A 23590-nucleotide genomic window follows, 5' to 3' on the forward strand; every position below is an offset into this window, starting at 1 on the left:
TGGATAGACGTGGTTTTCGGCACGCACAGCTTGGCGGACCGGAACGAGCACATGCCCCGAGATCCCCATAGACAAACTCTTGTCGATCGGGAAACGCGATCCCTGGAGGGGACAACCCGACGATTCATCCCTTGCGAGTGAGGGCTGCGGCCCCGATGCGAGGTGGAATGGCGGCACGACGGCGAGCGGGGGCCGTAGGAGCCAGCTAGTGCGAGATGAGCAGAGCCGGAAGGGGTCGGGCGTCGACACGCCGCGCGTAGCGACCAACGAGGCCTTGGATAGAGCAGGGAACCGCCACGAGGGTCGTCCCGCGGTAGAGAGCGCGACGACGGAGCGACCCACCTCACGCGGCACACGGTTCGCGGCAACGAAGTTCCGGCCGGCGCCCCTGCCCACCACGCTGGTCACCAGATCGGCGCTGCACGACCGGCTGCTGGCCGGCGCCAGCCAGCGGCTGACCCTTGTGGTGGGAGCGGCGGGGACGGGCAAGAGCCTGTTGCTGGCGAGCTGGGCGGCGGCACGGCCAGCAGGCCTCACTTCCTGGCTGTCATGCGATGTGGCCGACACCGACCCGGTTCGGTTCTGGGCCGGGTTCATCGAGGCAATTCGGGTTTGGGTGCCGTGGTTCGGCGCCGAGGCCGCCGGACTGCTGGCGATGGACGAGGTCGTCTTGGCCGATGTCACGGCGTCGATCGTCAACGATGCCGCGAACCTGCCCGCCGAGTCGGCGATCGTTGTGGATGAATTCCAGTACGCGGCGGGCCCGGCCGCCCGGGATGTGACCACTCTGGTCGAGCGCTGGCCGGCCGAGACCGTCCAGCTGGTGCTGGCCAGCCGCATGGACCCGCCGCTGCGGCTGCACCGGCTGCGGATGACCGGTGAACTCTGCGAACTGCGGGACCGTGACCTGCGTTTCTCGCTGGCCGAAAGCGGGCACCTGCTGGCCAACTTCGGTGTGCAGGTCGCCTCGGCGGACCTTGCGCTGCTACATCAGCGCAGCGAGGGATGGGCCGCCGCCCTGCAGATGGCGGCACTGTCGCTGCGCGGCACCAGCGACCCGGCGTGGGCGGCGAGGGCCCCGGAGGTCCTCCGCCACGCGACCGCCCGGTACTTCGTCGAGGAGGTCCTGGAGCAGCAGCCAGCCGAGGCGGCCCAGTTCATGCTCGACACCTCCGTCCTCAGCGAGCTGACCGCGGACGCGTGCGCGGTGGTCACCGGCAGACACGACGCTGCGACGCTGCTGCACAGCATCGATGCGGCCAACGTGTTCCTGGTCGCCCTCGATGAGGAGCGAACCAGCTTCCGCTACCACCATCTGGTACGCCAGCTTCTTCGCGCCCGTCTGCGGGCCAGGGACCGGGGGCGGGAACAGCAGGCGCAGCTACAGGCCGGGGAATGGTTCGAGTCAACGGGTGATGTGCGGCGCGCGGCGCGCCATCTGCTCGCCGCGAAGCAAGCCGACCGGGCGGTGGCCCTGCTGCGGGACCGGGTCTTCACCGGCTTCCAAAGCGACCCGACGCTGCTACCACCGCTGGATCTGAGCATGATCGCCCCATCGCGGCTGGTGGATGCCCCCGACCGGCTTCTGGGCCTGGCCACTGATCTGCTGTTGTCGGGCGACTCGGTTCGCGGCGGCGAGTACCTCGACCTGCTGGAGCGCGCCCAGCCGGCGATCCCGCCCGACTCGGAGCTGGCGGCCCGGCTTGCGGCGGCATGGGCACTGCGCTGGATGCTGACCGGCCAAGCGGACGAGGCCGCAGCTGAAACCCTCGCTGCCCGGGCCGCCGAGGAACGGACGCGGCTCCGCGGCGACTGGAACGTCGCCGTCCCGATGGTCCTCCTGCGCGCCTATACGTGGCTGGAGGACTACGAGGCGGTGGAGCGTGAGGCAGCGGCGGCGCTTGCCGCGCCAGAGTTCACCGAACCGGTCAAGCTGGTGCTGGTACCCGGTGCGCGGGCGGTGGCCTGGCTGGAGGCCGGCCACCTGGCGCAGGCCGCCGATGCCGCCAGGACAGCCGAGGCGGAGGCCAGGCGGCTGGGATTCGGCCAGCACTTGTTCGCCGTGGACTGCCTGCGTGCGTTGGCCGGCCTGGCGCTGGAGCGCCGTGACCTCGACGCCGCTGAGCACCTCACCGAGCAGGCCCTGTCGATATCGGAGCGGAGGCGGCCGGCCTTCCAGTTCCTGGCGCTGCTGGACCAGGCTGGGATCTGGGCTGCCCGAGGGCAGGTCCGCGAGGCGCTGACCAGCATCGAGGCGGCGCGGCTGGTGCTAGCCGGGACCGAGTCGGTGCTGCTGGCCCACGCCGATGAGCTGGAGGCGCTGCTGCGGCTGTCGCTTGGCGATCCGAGCACCCCCACCCAGCTCGCCGGACGCCTGCCGGCCGTCCGCCGCGCCCAGCTGCTGGCCCAGATCGCGCTCGCTGCCGGCGATCACCACACCGCACAACAACACCTGCAGTCGCCGCCGGGGAAGCTAACGCCGCGGCGCGCCCTGATCCGCCAACTTCTGCTGGCCGCCACTGCGATCAGCCGCAGCGACCCCATGACTGTCAACATCCTGGCTGGTGCGCTCCACACAGCCCGCCTCGGCGGATTCTGCAACACCGTCGTCGCCACCGCACCACAGGTGACCGAGTACCTGGTCGGACATTGGACGTCACCGTACCCGGACCCGTTCACCGAGCGGCTGACCGCCGCGGCCCGTGAGGTGCGCGCCGCACAGCCGCACGCCTCCTGGCACCGCCGCCGGACGGCCGAGCCGCTGACTCCCGCCGAGCTGCGCGTCCTGAAGCTGCTGCCGACCAGCACCTACGCGCAGATCGCCGCAGCTCTCTACGTTTCGCGTGGCACGGTGAAGACCCACCTTCAGTCGGTCTACCGCAAGCTCGGGGTGACGTCGCGCACGGAGGCCATCGAGTGGGCAGTCAACCTGCGCCTGCTCTGAGACGTCCGTTGGCAGGCCCGATTCAGCTTTCCTCCCACTCGGGGGGATGCAGCCGCGCCCGGCGCGAGGTGGAGTGATGACACGGCGGAAGCGGAATTCATATGAATTCACATGGTGGCTGGTCAGTGACATCCATCTCCCCAACCCCCTTGCACGAGTTGCCCGCCTGGGTCGATGTCACCGCGATGGCGATGGCGGCCCTGTTCGGGGCGCACGCGGCTCGCTGCCGGCACATCCCCGTGTTCGGAGTGCTGCTGGCCGGCATGGTGACCGGGCTTGGCGGCGCCATGGCCCGGGACGTGCTGCTCGGCCTGGAGCCCGCCGCCATCACGACGTGGTACTACATCCCCGCCGTGCTGGCCGCCGCGATCATCGGCGGCTCGATGCCACGCCGGGTCAGCCTCAGCCTGCTGCCGTTCGTCGCCGTGCAGGCCACCGCTGTCGGGCTGCTGATCGGCATCGGCGTCCAGAAGGCCGTCGAGTACCGCGTCCCGGCCGCGTCCGCCATCCTGCTCGGCGTGATCGCCGCGACCGTCGGCGGGGCAACCGATGACACGCTCGCCGGCAGGCAGGCCACCATCATGCGCGAGAACCATTGGCTGCTGTCCACCATGGTCTTCGGCGCGGTGGTCTTCTGGGTCGTCACCATCTACGCGGCGTTCTACCTGGCAGTGGCGGTCACCGTCGTCGTCGTGACGGTCCTGCGCGTGCTGAGCGTCCACTTCGGCTGGACCAGCCCGGTCTTCCCCGGCGACGACAGACATTCCGCCGGTTCCTGACCGGTGCGGACACGCGACCGCACCGGAACTGCCGATGTCATGTCGCGTCGGTCCGCACGGTGATCCGGGTGGACCGCCCGTGTGTGAAAGCGGCCCATGTCCAGTCGACGACCGCCTTGGCTCTGTCTTCCCCGGTCGACAGCAGCGCGAGATGAACCGCCCCCCAGGTGAGCCAGGCGGCCTTTCCCTTCATCGTCAGTCCACGCGGTCCTTGGATGACCGCGGCGCCGCGGCCGATGGTTGCCATCGTGCCCTTGTCGAAGTACTTGAACGGCTCGGCCTTAACACCTTTGACCAGCCTGGCGATGTTGTCGCCCGCGTGGTGCCCGGACTCCAGCGCAACGGATCCGAGCTGCGGAAGAACCTTGCCCGTCTTGGCATCGGTGATCCAGGCGATGTCCCCGATCGCGAACACCTCCGGGTGGCCGGCGACGCTGAGATCCGGCTGGACGAGGATGCGCCTGCCCTTTTGCAACTCCAGGCCCAGCACCTCCACGACGGCGTTCGCCTGCAAGCCCGCGCCCCACACGAGCGTGTGCGACGGGATCACCCGGCCAGATTTGAGGGCTACGCGAGTGGGCGTGACCGACTCGACGATCTCACCGGTGAGCACCTCGACACTCCGCCTGGCCAGCGCCTTCTCCGCATACCTACGCAGGCTCGGGTGGAACATGGCGAAGATCTCCGGTCCGGCCTCGACGAGCACGATCTCCGCGTTCTCCTGGGGAATGTCCGGATAGTCCGTCACGAAGATCGCGCGATAGAGTTCGGCGATGGCGCCCGCGCTCTCGACCCCGGTCGGCCCACCGCCGACCACGACGACATTGAGCGCACCGTCCTCGACCAGCGCCGGATCCTTGTCAGCTGCCTCCCAGCGGTCGAGGATGTGCTCCTTGAGCCGCACCGCGTCCGCGAGCGTGTACAGGGGAAAGGCGTGGTCGGCGGCGTGCTCGACACCGAAGAAGTTCACCTGAGCGCCGAGGGCCAGCACCAGGTAGTCGTAACCCAGCGGGCCCATCTCGGCGAACTCGACCTCCCGCTTCTCGAGGTTCACCGACGTCACGCAAGCTGTGTGGACTCGGGCGTTCGACTGATGGTCGAACAGGTCGCGAAGCGGATGTCCGACCGTGGTCCTCGGCAGCAGGTCGGTGGCGACCTGATAGAGGAGGGGCTGGAAGGTGTGGTAATCGTGCTCGTCGACGATCACCACGTCAACGTCGGCCTTCCTCAACTTCCGCGCCACGCCGATCCCGGCGAACCCCCCGCCGAGGATGAGGACACGAGTGCGCGGTTCGGCCTCGGTAGCGCCCATGTGACCCCCTGGGTCAGTCCGGAGGCGACGCGAAGGGTTGCCCGTGCCTTTCTCAGCGGTCGGCACGGAGCACGCGCACGCCCATCACGAAGGCAGTGTCCACACGGACGACGCCCGCCACCTCATCCCCTGCGGGTGGATTCGCTCCTGGCGCCGTGCCGTCAGATCGGCATGCGATAGCCATAGAACTCGTGGTCCTCGTTGTAGCCTCCCTGCCCCGCGCCGAGGTGTTCGAAACTCTCGACGAACTCGATGGCCTCAATCCACTTCACCATCTTGAAGCCCAGCTCAAGCTCGTTGCGGAGCCGCAGCGGCGCACCGTGCAGCACGTTGAGCGGCTCGCCGTTCATCTCGTAGGCGAGGATGGTCAGGTGGTGCCGCATGTGTTCGATCTTGTGGGCATCGTAGTAGCGTCCGCCCTCGGTGCCGGCGGCGAAGGAGTAGAAGACGACCCAACGTGCCTGGGGCGATGGTCGCACCAACGCGACGATGTCTCGCATCGGCACGCCGCCCCACTTGGCCACACCTGACCAGCCCTGGATGCAGTAGTGCTGGGTGATCTGTTCTTGTCTGGGCATCGCCTTCAGCTGGTCATAGGACAGGACAACCGGGTGCTCCACAAGTCCGTCGACGCGCAAGGTGTAGTCGCGAAAGCCGTTGTCACGCAAGGTCGCGTACACCTGACTGGTCGGCAGCGTGCCGTTGGGCCAGAAGAAGGACGAGACCGCCCGTTCGGGATAGGTTGCGCGAGCATCCCTCCACTCCAGCAGCCCCTTCGCCCAGCCGACGAGCAGCCTCCCGGTTTTCTGCACGACCCGCGGATAGCGCAACGTCAGCGGTGAGGCGGCCCACCACAGGGCCACCACGATGACCATCCAGATGACGTACAGCCACAGCCCGGCCCAGGCGGCGGTGTTCATACCGGTGGTGATGTGATTGAGGTTCACCAACAGCCCGGTGATGTAGACCATGACGGTGTGGACGAGGATGAAGAGCACGAAGAACGTGAGCACAGCGAAGTGGACGCAGCGGGCCACCTGCCGGTTGATCCGGCCCCACCCCAACCCGAACCTCGCCGCGATGGCCGGCGCCTGAAGCAAGCCGGTGATGAACGCCAGCGGCGCGGCGATGAAGACCGCGAGGAAATAGACGAGGATCTGCATGCCGTTGTACTGCGTCCAGCCCTCGTTCGTGGGGAAGTCCAGTGACAGGTATTGCAGCGCGGTCGAAGCCGCGTTGGGGATGACGTCCCAGTTTCGCGGCACCAGCCGCGCCCACTGCCCTGTGGTGAACAGCAACACGTAGAACGCCACGCCGTTGACAAGCCAGAGCAGGTCGCAACTGAAGTGCCACCAGCGGGCCAGGCCGATCGAGTGCCGTATCCCCGGCAAGCCGAGCCATCTGGGGAGGGTGACCGCATCGTCCTTGGCCGTCCAGGCACGCTCTGGCGGTTCCTGCTTCATCCGATCGGGCGGGACCGGTCCGCGCAGTCGCAGCCATTCTCGGCCGGGCGTGGACCCGGCGTCGACCTGCAGACGTGGGTGGTCCGCCAGGATTTGTATCCCGGCCCGAATGATGAAGGCGATGAAGAGGAGGTTCAGGAAGTGCAGGATACGCAGCCACAATGGGAACCCGAGGGTTACTGGTGGTTGGAAGCTGCCCTGTCCGGGATAGGTGTGGATGAATTGCTGCACCGCTGGGTAGGTGCGTAGCTGCTGCGCCACCGCGATCCCGGCGATCAGCAGCACGACGCCGATCGGCAGGAGCCAGAGGATGTTGAACCAGCGCTTGCCGATGCGCATGTGCGGAACCCACGCCATGATCGGGGGGATGCGCCGCGACCACTCCGTGACGACGATGCGATCTTCGGCCGGGGAGAGTTCGGCCTCAAGGGGGTCGGGAGCCGACGCCGCGCGAGCCGTCTCGCGTCCGCTGTCCGGCCTGGCGCCTTCGCCGGGTTGATCCATGACGAGCCTTCACCTCCAGTGACTAGCCACTCCCCCGTCGGGATCGCGCGGCCGCCTCGGTCACCGGGCGAGCGACGGGCTCCAGCGACTCGCCTTCGGCGTTGATGGCGAAGAACGCGGCAAGGTGAGGACGACCAGCCGCTTGCGGCCTGCTCGGCCGTAGCGGTCAAACCCCGGGAACCGGGACAGACGACCCGGTCAGGACTTGCGATCACAGGTCGAGTGTCCGCACCTAACAGGCCCGCTGCCTCATCCCCCGCGGGTGGATTCGTGCCGGTCAGTTGTCGAGGCCATCTGACATCCCGGTGGGCCAATTCTCTGGTCAGGTCCGCTGGGACTTGTCGCATGCCGCTACAGCGGCTCGTCATCAGTACGGGCCGGCTCAGTCACAAAATCATCCCCTGGTGGCCGAGGCGCCGTACGCCCATGCCAAGACGATGGGTGCATGGCCGAGCACTACGACGTCGTCATCGTTGGCAGCGGCGCTGGGGGCGGCACGCTGGCCCACACGCTCGCCCCGTCAGGCAAGCGGATATTGCTGCTCGAACGAGGCAACTTCCTGCCCCGCGAGATGGACAACTGGGATCCCCGCTCGGTCTTCGTGGACGGGAAATACATCTCACCCGACACCTGGTATGACTCCACCGGCAGGCCTTTCCAACCGCAGGTGCACTACTTCGTCGGCGGCGCCACCAAGATGTACGGCGCGGCCCTGTACCGTCTGCGCCCGCAGGACTTCGGCGAGCTCAAGCACGCCGACGGGATCTCGCCGGCTTGGCCGCTGTCCTACGACGACTTCGAACCGTGGTACTCCAAGGCCGAGCACCTGTATCAAGTGCACGGCAACGCCGGGGAGGATCCGACCGAGGGCCACCGCAGCAGGCCCTACCCCTGGCCCGCCGTCTCCCACGAGCCCAGGATCCAGCAGATATCCGACGATCTCGCCAAGAGCGGCTACCACCCGTTCCACGCGCCGTGCGGGATCCTGCTGGACGAGGCGGACCAGCCGCGCAGCACCTGCATCCGATGCTCCTGGTGCGACGGCTACCCGTGCCTGGTGCACGCCAAGTCCGACGCCGAGGTCATCGCCGTCCGGCCGCTGCTCGGCCGGCCCAACGTCACCGTGGTCACCGGGGCCGAGGTGACCACGCTGGAAACCGACAGCTCCGGACGCACCATCACCGGAGTCGTGGTCTCCCGGGACGGCGACCGCGAGGTGTATCGGGGCGACATCGTGGCCATCAGCGCTGGGGCCGCCAACAGCGCCAAGCTGCTGCTCAACTCGGCCAGCCACACCCACCCACACGGCCTGGCCAACGGCTCGGACCAGGTGGGCCGCAACTACATGTTCCACAACTCCAAGGCGGTGATGGCGCTGTCCAAGGAGAAGAACGACACGGTCTACCAGAAGACGCTGGCAATCAACGACTTCTACTTCGGCGCACCGGATTACCAGTGGCCCATCGGCAACATCCAGATGATCGGCAAGTCCAACGCCGAGGCCATCCGCGGGGAGAAGCCCACGCTCACCACGCTGTCCCCCGAGTGGACCCTGTCCGATGTGGCCGAGCACGCGGTGGACTTCTGGCTGACCACCGAGGATGTGCCGGTGCCCGAGAACCGGGTGACGACCGACAGCGACGGCAACGTCCACCTGGCGTACCAGGTGACCAACAACGTCGAGGCCGACCGCCTGTACGGGGAGCTGAAGAAGATCCTCAACCACGCGGGCATGGCCGAGCATCACTTGCTGCGCAAGAACTTCTACCTGGACATGAGCATCCCGATCGCGGGTTGCGCACACCAGGCCGGAACGTGCCGGTTCGGCGCCGACCCGGCCACCTCGGTGCTCGACGTCAACTGCAAGGCCCACGAGCTGGACAACCTCTACGTGGTGGACACCAGCTTCTTCCCCAGCATCGGGGCGGTGAACCCGGCGCTGACCGCGATGGCCAACGCGATCCGGGTGGGCGAGCACCTGCTGGACCGGATGGCATGAGCCAGGAGAGGACCATGGACCGCTATCCCAACATCAGTGATCACGGGCTTATCGGTGACCTGCAGACGGCAGCGCTGGTGGCTACCGATGGGACCCTCGACTGGTTCTGCTGCCCCCGGTTCGACTCGCCCAGCGTGTTCGCCTCCCTGCTGGACACCGAGCGCGGCGGTCATTGCCGGATCGCGCCCGACCGCGACGACTACGTGACCAGGCAGCTGTACCTGCCGGACACCGCGATCTTGGTCACGCGGTTCATGACCCCGGACGGGGTTGGCGAGGTCCATGACTTCATGCCGGTCATCCAGGGCGCGGCGACTGACCGGCACCGGCTGGTGCGCAACATCCGCGTGGTCCGTGGCGTGATGCGGTTCGCGATCGAGGTCCAGCCTCGCTTCGACTACGGCCGCAAGCCGCACACGCTGGACATCTCCGAGCACGGCGCGCTGTTCGCCTCCCCGGGCATGGAGCTGAGCATGCACGGTATCGCACCCGAGGGGACGTCCATGAAGGATGCGGGCATCACGCCGGAGCGCGCCGGCGACGGGCTGCGCTGGACGCGCACTCTGCGCGAGGGTCAGATCGGCGGCGTGGTGCTGGAGTCGATGGGCGGCACGCCGCAGCTCGTCTCGCCCCAACAGGCGCAGCGGCTAGCGGATGACACGGCGCGGTTCTGGCGCGGCTGGCTGCACCGGTCGACCTATACCGGCCGGTGGCGGGAGATGGTCAACCGCTCGGCCATAACACTCAAGCTGCTGACCTACGCGCCGACCGGCGCCCCGGTCGCGGCGCCGACCACGGGGCTGCCCGAGCAGGCCGGCGGGGAGCGCAACTGGGACTACCGCTACACCTGGATCCGGGACGGCTCCTTCTCCATCCACGCGCTGCTGGGCTTGGGCTACGTGGAGGAAGCCGCCGCGTTCGGCGCCTGGCTGCGGGACCGCGCGGCCGAGCAGGCCGGTGATGCCTCCGGGCCGCTGAAGATCATGTACCGGGTGGACGGCACCTCGGACCTCGTCGAGGAAACCCTGGACCACTTCGAGGGCTGGCGCGGCTCGCGCCCGGTACGGATCGGCAACGGCGCCGCCGACCAGCTGCAACTGGACATCTACGGCGAAGCGGTTGATGCGATCTTCCTGGCTGACAGCCACGGTGTGCAGCAGGCCCACCAGGGCTGGACCGCGGTCAGGAAGATGATGGACTGGCTGTGCGAGCAGTGGGACCAGCCCGATGAGGGGATCTGGGAGACCCGCGGCGGCCGGCGGAACTTCACCTACGGTCGGTTCCAGACCTGGGTCGCGTTGGATCGCGCCGTCCGCCTGGCCGCGGCTCGTGGCCGCCCGGCGAACCTCACCCGGTGGACCGACGTCCGCGACCAGGTCTACGACCAGGTCATGGAGCGCGGCTGGAACCCTCAGGTCGACGCGTTCACCCAGCACTACGACACCGAGGTGCTGGACTCCTCGCTGCTGCTCATGCCCCTGCAGGGGTTCATCGCCCCCCGTGACCCGATGTGGCTGTCCACCCTCGCGGCGATGGACCGCGAGCTGGTCTCCGACAGCCTGGTCTACCGATACAACCCGGCTGTTTCCCCCGACGGGCTCAAAGGCGACGAGGGCACCTTCTCCTTGTGCACCTTCTGGTACGTCGAGGCCTTGGCCCACGCCGGGCGGCTGGAGGAGGCCCGGCTGGTGTTCGAGAAGATGCACACCTACGCCAACCACCTGGGCCTGTACTCGGAGGAGATCGGCAGCACCGGCGAGCAGTTGGGCAACTTCCCGCAGGCCTTCAGCCACCTGTCGCTGATCAGCGCCGCCGTCGACCTCAACCACCAACTCGACCACGGCCCCGGCATGGTCGGGCGGGCGCTCACGGCGCGATGACCGCCGCCGGCGCCCGCCGTGGTGCCAACCGGGGATGCCGGGCGACGAGCGGCAGCTCACGTCGACAAGGAGAACTGATATGACCTCACATCACGTTGACGCGCTGGTGATCTTCGGTGCCACCGGGGACCTGGCCAAGCTGGAGACCTTCCCCGCGCTGGTGGGGCTGGTCAAGCGCGGCATGCTCGACGTCCCGGTGCTCGGAGTGGCCAAGAGCGGCTGGGGCCTGGACCAGTTCCGCGACTATGCCGTGGCGTCGCTGAAGCTCAACGGGATGGACCCGGCCGACCCGGCGGCGGTCAAGATGCTCAGCCTGCTGCGGTACGTGGACGGTGACCTGAGCGACGACGCCACGTACCAGGCCATGTCCGATCAGGTCGGCGCGGGCCAGAACCTCCTGTTCTACCTGGAGGTGCCGGCCCAACTGTTCGGGCGAATCGCCCAAGGGATCGCCAATGCCGGCCGCAGCGCCGGCGCTCGGATCATGGTCGAGAAGCCGTTCGGCACCGACCTGGCCAGCTCGCGGCGACTCAACGACACCATGCACCAGTACTTCCCAGAAGAGGCGATTTTCCGGGTCGACGACTGGCTGGCTTTCGACACGGTGGAAAACGTGCTGTTCGTTCGGTTCGCCAACTCGGTGATCGAGCCGCTGCTCAACCGCACCTACGTGCAATCCATCCAGATCACCATGTCCGAGGCGTTCGACGTCTCCGACCGCGGCCGGTTCTACGACCGCACCGGCGCCATCCGCGACGTGCTGCAGAACCACATGCTCCAGGTGCTGGCCACCGTGCTGGCCGAGCCGCCGCCCGGGTCTCACCTCAGGTCCTGGCGAGACGCCAAGCAGCAGGTGGTGAACGCGCTGAGCCCGCTGACCCCCGAGCACACCGTCCGCGGCCAGTACGAGGGCTACCACGAGGTCGACGGCGTGGCCCCGGACTCGACCGTGGAGACCTACGTCGCGGTCCGACTCACCGCCGACACCTGGCGCTGGGCCGGGGTCCCGATCGTCATCCGGGCCGGCAAGTGCCTGCCGGTCACCGCCACCGAGATCACGATCACGTTCAAGGCGCCGCCGCAGGACGTGTTCGGGATCGAGCCGATGGTGCCCGAGGACACGCTGAAGTTCCGCATCTGGCCCGAGACAGCGGTCAGCCTCACTGTGCACGGGAAGAAGCCAGGCGCCGGGTGGGAGCCGCTGACCGAGGAGCTTGCGTTCGCGCAGCAGCCCGGGTCGGACATCCGCCCCTACGACCGGCTCATCGGCGCGGCGCTGGACGGGGACCGCTGGCTGTTCGCCCGGCAGGACACCGTGCAGGATGCCTGGCGCGTGGTGGACCCGGTGCTGGGCGACGTGGTCCCCGTGCACCCGTACGCCAGGGGAAGTTGGGGTCCCGCGGAGGCGGACCGGCTACTGACCGACCTCGACTCCACCGTGTTCGGTCGGCGGGCCGTCGACCAGTGATACCCCGGGCCACGGGCCACCACACAGGCGATCAGCATCGTCGCCATCCGCCGGCGGCGGTAGGACGGCTTCACGTCGACGTGGGTGATGACGCCACGTCGGTCGACACGGCACATCTGCACTCGAACGCGTGCGACCGCCTTGTGTTCCATATGCAGTTGGACCTCGCCGATCCCAGCGAGGGCTCGCGGCGGGTACATGACGAACTCGATGCCGACCCGCGGGTCGGCTCCCGACGAGCGCGACCCAGGCCAGGCGTCGGTCTCGGACGCGGGCAGCCAGCGCGGCTCGGTGTTCATCTCGCTAGCCGAACGGTACTTGAAGGTTCAATGATCGATGGGTAGCCTCGTCGTGACGTTGAACGTCAGGCGTTGGAGGTGTCGTGGCAATTGGCTCGCCGGCGCACGATCGACGGCAGCAGCGTTGCCGGCCGACCGCCGCCTGGGTGGCTCCCGCATGGACGACACCAGCACACAGCGCCACTCACGGAAAATACCGGAACACCACGACAATGCTATCGGGCTACGACCGTTCCCTCGCCGGACGCGCGCACAGCTGACGTCCGGCTCAGAACCGGGCATCGATGGTCGGCCGATCCGAAGGAGGCTCACGGTGGAGCTCAGGCATCTCGTACACTTCATCGCCGTCGCCCAGGAACGCAACTTCACCAGGGCTGCCGGGCGGTTGAATCTCGTGCAGTCGGCGTTGTCAGTGTCCATCAGGAACCTCGAGAAGGATCTCGGCGCCCCGCTTTTCGATCGTACGAGCCAAGGCGTCCGGTTGTCCCCGGCGGGGGAGGCATTCCTGCCCGAAGCCAGACGGGTGCTTCGCGACGTCGAGACCGCCAGGGACGCTGTGGCACAGGTACGGGGCGCTGTGCGTGGGCCGCTGCGGATCGGCATCATGCAGTCGATGGGCGCGCTCGACGTCGCCACGCTGTTCGCGCAGTTCCACAGCCAGCATCCGCACGTCAGCATCGAACTCCATGCGGCGCCAAGAGGATCGACCTCGCTCGCCGAGCGGATTCGCCGCAGTGAGCTGGATCTGGCGTTCGCCTGGCATCCGGGCGTAGCGACCCCTGGTGTCCGGGCGACTTTGTTGCGGACTGAACCCCTGGCCCTCGTCTCCTCAGCCCGGCTCCTCCCCCCGGCCGGTCCGGTCACCATTCGTGGCCTTCGCGGGCGGTCGTTTGTTGAACTGCTTGTCGGCTTCGGCGCGCGTGCCGTGTCCGACAGGGCGTTCGCGGAAGCCGGCGTCAGCCGGGAAGTGGTGATGGAGGTCGGGGACGTCGCTACCTGCCTGGAAATGGTGCGCGCCGGCTTCGGCTTCGCAGTGCTACCTCGTTCACAGGTCGAGAAGCGGGACGATGTCACTTCGACGGCCATCGCGGATCTCCCCAACTGGGGAATTTTCCTCATCACCTCGGATAGCAAACCGTTGTCACCCGCCGCTGCGGCCTTCGCCGCGGCCGCTCAAGCGCATGTGACCTGCGACCTCGCGCTCAGGGCTTGACGAGTCGCGATCTCGTCGCGGAAGCGCTCCAGAAGCTGGCGCAGAAGCTCAAGCGTGGTCGTGTCGGTCACATGGCCGCCGCTATCCCGCCGTTGGTGCGCGCCGAACACAAGCAACTCGGGATGTCCGAGCACATGGCTGCGAGTGGCCATCAGCACCTGACGGAGCGCGAGTTGGCCGCGCGCCGTCCCGAAGTTTCCAGGCGAGGCCCCTAGCAGCGCGATCGGCTTGTCGACCAAACAGGAACCAGGATTTGGTCGAGATGCCCAGTCCAGTGCGTTCTTAAGAACCCCGGGCACGGAGTAATTGTATTCCGGAGATGCGATCAGTAGCCCGTCCGCGCGTGCGATCCGCAGCCGGATATCCGCTACTTCCGGCGGCGGCATGGTGGTGTCGAGGTCCTGGTTGTAGGGCGGTAAATCACCGAGTCCGTCGTATAGCTCGATCATCATACCGGCCGGCGCGTGCTTGCGTGCGGCGTAAAGCAATGCAGTGTTGTGGGATCCTTGGCGTAGACTGCCAGAGATAGCAAGAATTGTGACTTCGCGCACGGTGCCAACTCCGTTTGTGGCGGCTTCTGTAGGGCCTGCTGCCTAAATCTGGATACCGGACCATAGGGCTACTCATATTACCCGAGGGCGGCCGCCGGAGTAGAATAACTGGACACTATAGGTGCCCTCGTTGAGCAACCAGAGCCGAACCGTGAACGTGCGAGCGCCGCGAGCGTGCATCGGGTCGGACTCCGCCAATTTGACCGCCTCGGAGCGGGATTCGGCTCGGTAGATGAAGATTCCCGCACCCAACCACGCGCGCTCAGCCTCGTCAGCGAGAGGACCGGCACCGAACATCACGCCATCTTGTTCAAGGCGGGTCTGGTAGGCGACATGGTCGTCAAGATTGTCCAACACCGGCCCGATACCGTCAGTAGGCTCGGAAATGATGACGTACAACTGCTTGGCGAGCAGGTCGTGCTGGCGCGACCAGTCAACAAGGTCTGGCCAGGACATATGGTTTTCAGCCATGATCTTCCTCCGCGACAGGTGGTCAGTGGATGTCGATGCGGTTGGCGTCGAGATGCAAGGTGAAGCTGAGCGCGCCTTCGTTGAGCTGCCAGCCGCGAACCTCGTAGGTGCGAAAACCGCCCAGGTACAGCGGGTCGCGCTCGGCGATCGCCCGCGCTTCTACGATATCCCGCGCCCGCACCATGATCATTCCCGAGCCGTTCCAGTCATAGTCGGAGGCGCGGAACGGGCCGCCCATGAACATGATGCCGTCACGTTCTAGCGTACGCAGATAACTGACATGCTCGGCGAGCACCTGCTGGGCGGCAGGGGACTCGACGTCCCAGGACTCATTGGCGTTACCGAACATCACGTACAGCTGAAACATCCGCAATCCGAGTCCACTGAGCACTTCCTGATCACTTGATCCGGTCATGCGTTCAATCGTCGCACCGACCTGCCCGCTTCGTCCAACGCAAGCTGTGCATGTCGGCCATTCACTGCTGAAATGGCCTCCGGAATTCCACCGCCGAGACACGTCCGCCGACATCAATCGACAATGCTGCGTCGACGGTAACTTTCCTGATAGCAATTCTCTGACCTGAGGCCGCCAGGGAGCCGCTATGGATGCCACCGAAAGGTCCAATTGTCAACGGAGGCGGACATTGAAGTCTTGTCCGAGTGTGCGCACATGACACTTCCCGCAAAGGGAACCGAGCGTGACCACGACCATCTCTTCGGCGAACACCCCCGTAGGATCAACCCGAGTTCGTCTCACATAAGATGCTTCCGGTCCTCGACACGGCTGACGGCAACAGGGTTATGGATCACTGTCTACCTGACGGCAGCGGTCAATGGGATCGTCCCGGCCAAGGTCGCCACGAAGGTCACCGACACCTCCACTGGTTCCGAGACCGGTTCGCCGGTGGCTACCGTAGCGTTCCGACCTCATGACACGATCGTGAGTATCAGTCATGTCTTTCCAGGTGCTGTGACCACAAATCGTGCGTGGTGGTCTTCATTCGTCGAGCCAGTGCGAAACCGAGACCTGTCCTGGCATGGCCAGGCCTGGTTGCCAACCCACAGCGGCCCCTTGCAGGCGAGGCGTTCGGCATGATATTCGGGTACGGTCGCACAGGCGATGGTGTTGTCCTCCCTCTGTTGCAGTTCGTGCCGCGACTTAGCCCAACCTGTGGTAGACGGGCCAGCAGGTGGAAAAGTTGAGCGATTGTGCCATAACTCAAAGTAGCAATGCACGTGCGCCTTTCGGTCATACGATCCTGGCGTCGTTCAGTCATCTTTTCGACTGAACCGGCTGGCTCCGAACGGTTCTGGAGATTACGTGCGCAAATCTCGCATCACACTGGGTGTTCTCGCCCTGGCCTTATCGTTGCCGGCGATCCCGGCTACGGCCACGCCGACAATGAAGGCCGATGCCATCGCCAAAGCAGCCACCACCGCAGTGCTCCTACCGAACGGCGACCACGTCGTCGTGCGAAGCGTCGCCGGCGGCGCGACGAGCGCGGCGGTCGTGCCAAACGGCGGCGGCGTCGCCCATACCTACATCGGCATCACGCTGCACGGGGATCAGTAAGAGATTCCCGTGACGGCGGTGCCCTACCTCGGCGACGGTCTCGACCTGAGCCTGTTCGACGTGACAGCGTTGGCCGCCAGCCAGGTCGCGGCCGCGACCGTTCCAGTGAGCATCGCTCACACCGGCGCGGCCCCGAACGTACCCGGGCTCACCGTCACGGGATCCGACGCGACCACCGAATCCGGCTACTTGGGCCAGGACGGCGCCGACCAGTTTGGTGCCGCGCTGACCAGTCAGTACCTCGTCGACAAAGGCAAACCGGGCAAGCCGGCGCTGTTCGGCGGCGCCGCCCGGATCAGCCGCAAGGGCGCGGCGGCAGCACCGAAAGCCAACCCGAACTTCGTCATGCGCACCGTCACCATCGCGGGTAACGACACGAACGGCAGACCGAACACCGGCGCGTTGGTAGCCATGATCAACGTCGACGACCTGGCACGGTACGCCGCTGCGAGCGAGATGTTCCAGGGCACAGCCAAGTTCAGCGTGCCAGACGGCAACTACCTCGCCCTGGCGGTCTACACCGACACCGACGCCAACGGCGTCGTCACCGCCGAGCACGACGTGTTCGACACCCAACTGTCGATCTCCACCGACCAGACGGTCCAGCTCGACGCCAAACAGGCCACCAGCAAGCTCGCGTTCAGCACGCCGAAACCGGCGCTGAACTCGGGCGGCAGTTTCTGGGTCGAGCGCGGCGACGCCAACGGCCGCGTCGAATACGTCCAACTGGGCTTCCTGCCGGGCACACCGGTCTGGGTTTCACCGCAGCTGAAGCCGGTGACAGTCGGCACGCTATCGACCCACTGGCCGGCTGCATCCAGCGGTTCTACGCAGCCCTGACCCAGGTCTTGCCTCCGGCAATGGCCGCACAATACCTGCTGGCTGCCACGTCTGACCTCGACGAAAACGACCGACAGACGGTGCTGCGGGTGCTACTTCGGTAGAAGCAACTGCCGGCCTAACGCGCGGCTACCACCCAAACCAGCCACGTGCGATTGCCCCGCAGACGCGGCTGACGCCCTCGCTACGCCAACGGTGTCGTAGGTCGGTGGGTCCGTAGCCGTTACCGGCGCACACGGGGCCAGCGGCGAACCAGGAGTCGCGCCATCCACATTCCACCCGAATGGGGTGGAGCAAACTCTGACCCCATTTCGCATAGGGTCAGGGCCCTGCTCCAGTTTTGCTCCAGTTACGTCATCCACTGTCCACTTGGGACGGAAATACAAGATCGCCCCCAGTCCCGGTTTTCCCAGGTCAGGGGGCGTATCTAAATTATTCAACAATTGTGGAGCTGAGGGGACTCGAACCCCTGACCCTCACACTGCCAGTGTGATGCGCTACCAGCTGCGCCACAGCCCCGAAACGAGAATCGAAACCCGGGTTGGTAGGTCCCTCATCTCGTGGTGCAAACACTACACGACGGTGCTGAGAAAAGTGAAATCGGGGGGTCGGTTGGGGCGTTCACGCAGGTCAGGCGCATGAACGCCCCGGGCGACGGGGATCAGGCGTTGAGGAGCTTGTCGAGCCACTGGGGGTCCTGCAGGGCCTGGATGTCGGTGGTGCCCTGGCGGACGGTGGGGGTGCCCTGGAGATTGACGGGCGGGGCGGAGGCGGTGGTGACCTGCTTCTTGACCAGGTCGCTGTAGGCCCCCTTGGTCACGTCGTCGCTGAACTGGGGGGCGGTGATGCCCAGCCGCTTGCCGAGGCTGATGAGCTGCTCGTTGGTGAAGCCGGGGCCGCCCTCCTTGGGCTGCTGGGCGTAGAGGCTGGCGTGGAAGTCGGCGAACTTGCCCTGCTTGGCGGCGGCGAGGGCGGCGTTGGCGGCGAGCAGGGAGTAGCCGGCGGGGTTGGTGTTGCCGTCGAGGATGTTGAGCAGGTGGTACTTGACCTGCAGCTGGCCGTCGGCCATGGCCTTGGCCATCTGGGCCCCGCTGGCGGTCTCGAGCTCGCCGCAGTAGGGGCAGGTGAAGTCCTCGTAGAGGTCGACCTTGACCTTGGCGGTGTCCTTGCCGGCGATCACGGTGCCGTCGTCGGCGACGGTGGTGGCGTACTCGGAGCTGGCCTTGGTGACCTTGATCGCATCGGCGCCGGTGGCGACCGGGGGCGCGGACTGCTGGGTGGTGATGATCACGCCGGCGATCACGGCTACGGCCACGACGATCACGGCGACGACGCCGATGGCGATGTTGCGGCGGTCGTTGCGGGCGCCGCGGGCGGCCGCGACGGCCCGGGCGGCGTTGGCCTTGTTCTGGTTGCGCTTGTGGTTCTGGCCGGGGGTGGACTTCTGCTGACCCGCATTGGCCTTGTCGTGCTGGTTGCGCTTGTTCTTGTCGTTGTTCTGGGCCGCGCCCACGGTGAACCGTCCTCCTCGTCGCCGGCCGACCGACTCGGCGGCCGAGTTCCTGGCCGGATGCTACCGACGCAGCCTTGGCGTTACCTGAGAAGTCCTTTTCGCAACGCCGATATGCACTGTTCGAGGGCATCGGAGGCGGCCGGAATCAGGGGCGCGTAGCTGGCGAACGAGTGCACGAGGTGATCGAATCGCACGACTTCGGTCGGCACGCCGGCCGCCGTCAGCAGCCGCCCGTAGGCCTCGGCCTCGTCACGGAGCGGATCGCGCCACACAGTGGCGATGAACGTGGGCGGCAGCCCGGACAGATCCGGGGCGAGCGCGGGAGCGAGAGTGGCGGGCGGCTCGCCGTCGAGGTGCCCGGCGTAATGCCGCAGGAAGGCTTCGATGTCCGGGGTGGAGAGCACAGGGGCGTCGGCGTTCTCGGCCCGCGAGGGGAACTCGCCGACACCGCCGGTGGACGGGTAGAGCAGCAGCTGGAACCGCAGGGCGGGCCCGCCCTGGTCCCGGGCCAGCAGCGCGAGCACGGCGGCGAGGTTGCCGCCGGCGCTGTCCCCGGCGACGGCGATCCGGGTCGGGTCCCCACCGATCTCGGCGGCGTGCTCGCCGACCCAGGGCAGCACCGCGAAGGAATCGTCGACGGCGGCCGGAAAGGGGTGCTCGGGAGCCAGCCGATAGTCGACGGCCACGACAACGGCCTGTGCGGAACGGCAAATTCGGCGGCACAAATCGTCATGGGTGACCGGTCCGCCGGTGCACCAGCCGCCGCCGTGCAGGAACACCACGACCGGCAGGCCGACGGCGCCGCGGGCCGGCTGGTAGACCCGGACCGGCACCGGCGTTGTCATGTCGGTCACCTCGCCGACCTGCACCACCGGCGTCATCCGCTGCCAGCGGCGGTTGAGGTCGTCGCGGACTTCGACCACGTCGACGCCGGGGGCGGACACCCGGACCGGCGGGAAGGCCGCGACGAACTGGGCGAGTTCAGGATCGATCTGTGGCATGACGCTAAGGCTAGGCAACACTTCCCAAGGCTTTCCTCAGAACCCGGTGGGCCTATTACCCTCCAATCGTGACCCAGGTTGACGAAACTGCGCAGAACGAGGTCGGCCACACCCACAACGACCTGTCCGGCGGCTGGCTGCGGCCGGCGGTGTTCGGCGCGATGGACGGCCTGGTGACCAACATCTCACTGGTGGCCGGGGTCGGCGGTGGCGGCGCGAGCGCGCACGTCATCGTGCTGACGGGCATGGCCGGCCTGGTCGCCGGAGCCTTCTCGATGGCTCTGGGCGAATACGCCTCGGTGCAGACGCAGAACGACTCGGTCAAGGCCGAGGTCGCGGTCGAACGCCGGGAACTGCGCGAGAATCCGGCCGCCGAAAAGGCGGAACTGGTGCAGATGTTCACCGAGATGGGGTTGACCGAGTCGACCGCGGCCCAGGTGGCCGAGGAAATTCACGCCGACGAGGAATTGGCCGTCCGGGTCCACATCGAGCAGGAGTTGGGCGTCAATCCGGACGACCAGCCCTCGCCGCTGGTGGCGGCGATCTCCTCGTTCCTCTGTTTCTCGATCGGCGCGCTGTTCCCGCTGCTGCCGTTCCTGCTGGGCTGGGAGTCGCTGCTGGCCGGTCTGGCCATCGGCGGCATCGGCCTGTTCGCGGCGGGCGCGGTGGTGGCCCGCTTCACGACCCGCCAGTGGTGGTTCAACGGCCTGCGCCAGCTGCTGTTCGGCGTGATCGCGGCGGGCGCGACCTACCTGGTGGGCATGCTGATCGGCGTGGCTGCGGCAGGCTAGCCGGGTGCGACTTCCCGATCTCCCGGTCCGCGCGGTACTGGACGAGCTCAACGCCGCCCTGAGCGAGCACGGCACGACGGTCCTGGTGGCCCCGCCCGGCACCGGAAAGACGACTTTGGTGCCCCTGGCGCTACCAGGGCGGGTCGTCGTGGCGGAGCCGCGCCGGCTGGCCGCCCGGGCGGCGGCGGCCCGGATGTCGGAACTTCTGGGCGAGCCGGTCGGCGGCACGGTCGGTTACGCGGTGCGAGGCGACCGGAAAACGTCCAAGCAGACGCGGATCGAGGTGGTCACCTCCGGCCTGCTGCTGCGCCGCCTGCAACACGACCCGGAGCTGACCGGCGTCGATGTGGTGCTGCTGGACGAATGCCACGAACGCCACCTCGACGCCGACCTGCTGCTGGCGCTGCTGCTCGACGCCCGTGAGGGTCTGCGGCCCGATCTCAAGGTGTTGGCGACCAGTGCAACCGTTGCGGCGCAACGGCTCGCGCAGATCCTCGGCCCCGACACCCCGGTCATCGAGGCGCACGCCAGAACGTTTCCCATAACGACGACGTACGTGCCGCCGGCCCGGAACGAGCGCCTGGAACACCACGTGGCGAGGACCATCCACAAGGCACTGTCCGAAACGGACGGTGACATTCTCGTCTTCCTGCCGGGTGTGGGTGAAATCCGCCGCGTCACCCAGCAACTCCCCAACCTCAACGTTCTCCCCCTGCACGGCCGACTGGCCACCAAGGCCCAGGACGAGGCGCTGCGGCAGACCACGCGGCGGCGGATCGTCCTGGCCACAGCGGTCGCGGAGTCGAGCCTCACGGTGCCGGGCGTCCGCACGGTGGTGGACGCCGGCCTGGCCCGCTCGCCCCGGGCCGACCACCGCCGCGGCCTGTCCGGCCTGGTCACCACCCGGGTGTCCCAAGCCGTCGCCGACCAGCGGGCCGGCCGCGCCGGCCGGGAGGCCCCGGGCCACGTGTACCGGTGCTGGCCGGAGCACGAGCAGGCGACGCTGCCCCGCTACCCGGAGCCGGAGATCCGCACCGCCGAGCTGACCCGACTGGCCCTGGAGCTGGCCTGCTGGGGCACTCCAGACGGCGGCGACCTGGCCTGGTGGGACGCGCCGCCGCCGGGCGCCCTCGCCGCCGGCCAGCAGGTCCTCAGGGCCCTGGGCGCCCTCGATGCCCACGGCGTCACCGACCGCGGCCGCCGGATCGCCGAGCTGGGCCTGCATCCTCGCCTGGGCCGCGCCCTGCTCGACGGGGCGCAAGCGCTTGGCCCCCGGCCGGCGGCCGAGGTCGTCGCGCTGCTGGACGACGACAGCCAGGCCACCTCGAACGACGTCGAGACCGCGGTCCGGCGACTCCGCCAAGATCAGCCGAGGGCCTGGAAACGCGAGGTCGACCGGCTGGCCAAGCTGGTCGAGGGCCCCGCCAGGACACTGGACGACCCGGCTCTGGTCGTGGCCTTGGCGCACCCGGAGCGGCTGGCGCGAAGGCGTGACCAGGGCTCGCGCAGCTACCTGATGGCCGGCGGCACCGCGGTCGAGACGGACGGCCCGAACGACAGCGAGTGGCTGGCCGTGGCGGTCGCCGACCGGGAGCCGGGCCGCGCGCACGGCCGGATCCGGCTCGCCGCCCGTGCCGACCAGGAGCTGGCCGAGCGGGCCGCCCCGGCGCTGCTGACCGAGACCGACGAGGTGACCTGGGCCGGCGGCGACGTCGTCGCCCGGCACGTCCGCAAGCTCGGCGCGATCGTGCTGACCGAACGTCCGTTGGCCGATCCGAATACGGAGCAACTACACAAAGCGCTCATCGAGGGCCTGACCAGAGAAGGCGCCGCCCTGCTGCACTGGAGCCAGGACGCGACCCGGCAGCGGCAGCGGATGGAGTTCCTGCACGCGACCCTGGGCGACCCCTGGCCCGAGGTGTCGGATGACGCCATCATCCGGAATGTCGACCTGTCGACCGCCCGCCGGCGAGCCGACCTCGGCCGGATCAGCGCCCAGCACGTGCTGCAGACGATGCTGCCCTGGCCGGCCGCCGCCCGCCTGGACGAGCTGGCCCCGGACCGGATCGAGGTGCCCTCCGGCTCCCGGATCCGCGTCGACTACACCGACGAGGGCCCGGTGCTGCCGGTGAAGGTGCAGGAGACGTTCGGCTGGACCGACACGCCCCGCATCGCCGACGGCCACGTCCCCGTCCGGCTGCATCTGCTCTCCCCGGCCGGCCGCCCGGTGGCGGTCACCGGGGACCTGGCCTCGTTCTGGCGGCAGGGCTATCCGCAGGTGCGGTCCGAGCTGCGCGGCCGCTACCCAAAACACCCATGGCCGGACGATCCGCTCACGGCCACCCCTACCCGCCGCACGAAACCGCGCTGACCAGGGCATCCTGGTCGGCGTGACGAACTCGACCACCACCGACAAGCTGTTCCGGGTCGCCATCGCGATCAAGGGCCTGGACGGCCTCGGCCAGCTCGCGCTGGGCATCGTGCTGATCTTCATCCCGCCCACGGTGATCACCGGGCTGGCCAACGAGGTGGTCACCCGGGACCTGCTCGGCGACCCGGACGGCACGCTGTCCACGCACCTGCAGACCGCGGCGCACAACTTCGCGGACGGCAGCAGCCGCGGCTTCGCCATCGGCTACCTGCTGCTGCACGCCGTCATCAAGCTCGGTCTGGTGGCGGCCCTGCTGCGCAAGATCATGCCGCTCTACCCGGTGGCCGTGGTGGTGCTGGGCGCATTTGTCGTCTACGAGGTCTACCGGGCCGTCAACACCCATTCAATCGCGTTGCCGATCTTCGCCGCGATCGACATTGTGATCATCGTTCTGGTTGTCCGCGAATACGTTCAGCTGCGCCGGGAACGTGCCGCATCCGCGACGGAAGCTCACAACTGAACTGTCAAGGAACCTGGCACGTAGTGGAGTGTGACGAAGTCGAGGTCTGCCCGATTGGACTCGGCAGCCCTGGATTTGTTAGGCAGTGCAGGCCGCCT

The 23590-nt window shown here is 67.6% G+C and carries 18 protein-coding genes and 1 tRNA gene; 11 read left to right on the top strand and 8 right to left on the bottom strand.

Annotation, left to right across the window (positions count from 1 at the left end; genetic code table 11):
* Positions 1 to 274: 274 nt before the first annotated feature.
* Positions 275 to 2944 carry a helix-turn-helix transcriptional regulator gene (locus tag JJ691_RS53110; protein WP_305873700.1) on the top strand — a complete coding sequence of 890 codons (2670 nt, stop codon included), beginning with the start codon at positions 275 to 277 and terminating at the stop codon, positions 2942 to 2944.
* 125 nt (positions 2945 to 3069) lie between these two features.
* Positions 3070 to 3723: a trimeric intracellular cation channel family protein gene (locus tag JJ691_RS33040; RefSeq protein ID WP_211763501.1), complete on the top strand. Its 654-nt coding sequence runs from the start codon at positions 3070 to 3072 to the stop codon at positions 3721 to 3723.
* Between the two features lie 37 nt (positions 3724 to 3760).
* Here JJ691_RS33040 and JJ691_RS33045 read toward each other — a convergent pair whose 3' ends face one another.
* Complete coding sequence (locus JJ691_RS33045; protein ID WP_211763502.1) at positions 3761 to 5035, bottom strand: NAD(P)/FAD-dependent oxidoreductase; 1275 nt, start codon at positions 5033 to 5035, stop codon at positions 3761 to 3763.
* A 161-nt stretch (positions 5036 to 5196) separates the two neighbouring features.
* Positions 5197 to 7002, bottom strand: coding sequence for a molybdopterin-dependent oxidoreductase (locus JJ691_RS33050; RefSeq protein WP_211763503.1), 1806 nt, complete (start codon positions 7000 to 7002; stop codon positions 5197 to 5199).
* A 445-nt stretch (positions 7003 to 7447) separates the two neighbouring features.
* Between JJ691_RS33050 and JJ691_RS33055 the strand changes: the two genes are divergently transcribed.
* From JJ691_RS33055 to JJ691_RS33070, 4 genes are all read left to right on the top strand, one after another.
* A complete protein-coding gene (locus JJ691_RS33055) occupies positions 7448 to 9001 on the top strand; it encodes a GMC family oxidoreductase (protein ID WP_211763504.1) in 1554 nt (517 codons plus the stop codon).
* Positions 9002 to 9015: 14 nt separating this feature from the next.
* Positions 9016 to 10881 (top strand): glycoside hydrolase family 15 protein, encoded by a 1866-nt coding sequence (locus JJ691_RS33060; RefSeq protein WP_211763505.1) that lies wholly within the window; start codon positions 9016 to 9018, stop codon positions 10879 to 10881.
* Between the two features lie 79 nt (positions 10882 to 10960).
* Entirely contained in the window at positions 10961 to 12349 is a 1389-nt protein-coding gene (zwf, locus tag JJ691_RS33065) for a glucose-6-phosphate dehydrogenase (RefSeq protein ID WP_211763506.1), read from the top strand.
* 612 nt (positions 12350 to 12961) lie between these two features.
* Positions 12962 to 13861: a LysR family transcriptional regulator gene (locus JJ691_RS33070; protein WP_211763507.1), complete on the top strand. Its 900-nt coding sequence runs from the start codon at positions 12962 to 12964 to the stop codon at positions 13859 to 13861.
* Here the strand turns inward: JJ691_RS33070 and JJ691_RS33075 are convergent.
* From JJ691_RS33075 to JJ691_RS33085, 3 genes are all read right to left on the bottom strand, one after another.
* Entirely contained in the window at positions 13822 to 14412 is a 591-nt protein-coding gene (locus JJ691_RS33075; protein ID WP_211763508.1) for an NADPH-dependent FMN reductase, read from the bottom strand. The genes JJ691_RS33070 and JJ691_RS33075 overlap by 40 nt on opposite strands.
* 72 nt (positions 14413 to 14484) lie before the next feature.
* Positions 14485 to 14883, bottom strand: a complete 399-nt coding sequence (locus JJ691_RS33080) for a YciI family protein (RefSeq protein WP_211763509.1) — start codon at positions 14881 to 14883, stop codon at positions 14485 to 14487.
* A 22-nt stretch (positions 14884 to 14905) separates the two neighbouring features.
* Positions 14906 to 15298: a YciI family protein gene (locus JJ691_RS33085; RefSeq protein WP_211763510.1), complete on the bottom strand. Its 393-nt coding sequence runs from the start codon at positions 15296 to 15298 to the stop codon at positions 14906 to 14908.
* A gap of 906 nt (positions 15299 to 16204) precedes the next feature.
* On the opposite strand from JJ691_RS33085, the gene JJ691_RS33090 reads away from it, so the two are divergent.
* Both JJ691_RS33090 and JJ691_RS33095 read left to right on the top strand, forming a co-directional pair.
* Positions 16205 to 16456: a hypothetical protein gene (locus JJ691_RS33090; protein ID WP_211763511.1), complete on the top strand. Its 252-nt coding sequence runs from the start codon at positions 16205 to 16207 to the stop codon at positions 16454 to 16456.
* A 9-nt stretch (positions 16457 to 16465) separates the two neighbouring features.
* Positions 16466 to 17296, top strand: a complete 831-nt coding sequence (locus JJ691_RS33095) for a hypothetical protein (protein ID WP_211763512.1) — start codon at positions 16466 to 16468, stop codon at positions 17294 to 17296.
* Positions 17297 to 17742: 446 nt separating this feature from the next.
* On the opposite strand, the gene JJ691_RS33100 is transcribed toward JJ691_RS33095, so the two are convergent.
* From JJ691_RS33100 to JJ691_RS33110, 3 genes are all read right to left on the bottom strand, one after another.
* A tRNA-Ala gene (locus JJ691_RS33100) sits at positions 17743 to 17815 on the bottom strand.
* Positions 17816 to 17957: 142 nt separating this feature from the next.
* Positions 17958 to 18809, bottom strand: coding sequence for a DsbA family protein (locus JJ691_RS33105; protein ID WP_211763513.1), 852 nt, complete (start codon positions 18807 to 18809; stop codon positions 17958 to 17960).
* A gap of 80 nt (positions 18810 to 18889) precedes the next feature.
* Complete coding sequence (locus JJ691_RS33110) at positions 18890 to 19810, bottom strand: alpha/beta hydrolase (RefSeq protein WP_211763514.1); 921 nt, start codon at positions 19808 to 19810, stop codon at positions 18890 to 18892.
* A gap of 68 nt (positions 19811 to 19878) precedes the next feature.
* Between JJ691_RS33110 and JJ691_RS33115 the strand changes: the two genes are divergently transcribed.
* From JJ691_RS33115 to JJ691_RS33125, 3 genes are read left to right on the top strand one after another with little or no spacing between them, the layout of a single operon-like run.
* Positions 19879 to 20601 carry a VIT1/CCC1 transporter family protein gene (locus tag JJ691_RS33115; RefSeq protein ID WP_249227165.1) on the top strand — a complete coding sequence of 241 codons (723 nt, stop codon included), beginning with the start codon at positions 19879 to 19881 and terminating at the stop codon, positions 20599 to 20601.
* A gap of 4 nt (positions 20602 to 20605) precedes the next feature.
* A complete protein-coding gene (gene hrpB, locus JJ691_RS33120) occupies positions 20606 to 22972 on the top strand; it encodes an ATP-dependent helicase HrpB (protein WP_211763515.1) in 2367 nt (788 codons plus the stop codon).
* 19 nt (positions 22973 to 22991) lie between these two features.
* Complete coding sequence (locus JJ691_RS33125; protein WP_249227166.1) at positions 22992 to 23492, top strand: DUF2127 domain-containing protein; 501 nt, start codon at positions 22992 to 22994, stop codon at positions 23490 to 23492.
* The last annotated feature ends 98 nt before the right edge of the window (positions 23493 to 23590 follow it).

The organism is Kutzneria sp. CA-103260, assembly GCF_018263855.1.
Lineage (GTDB): Bacteria > Actinomycetota > Actinomycetes > Mycobacteriales > Pseudonocardiaceae > Kutzneria.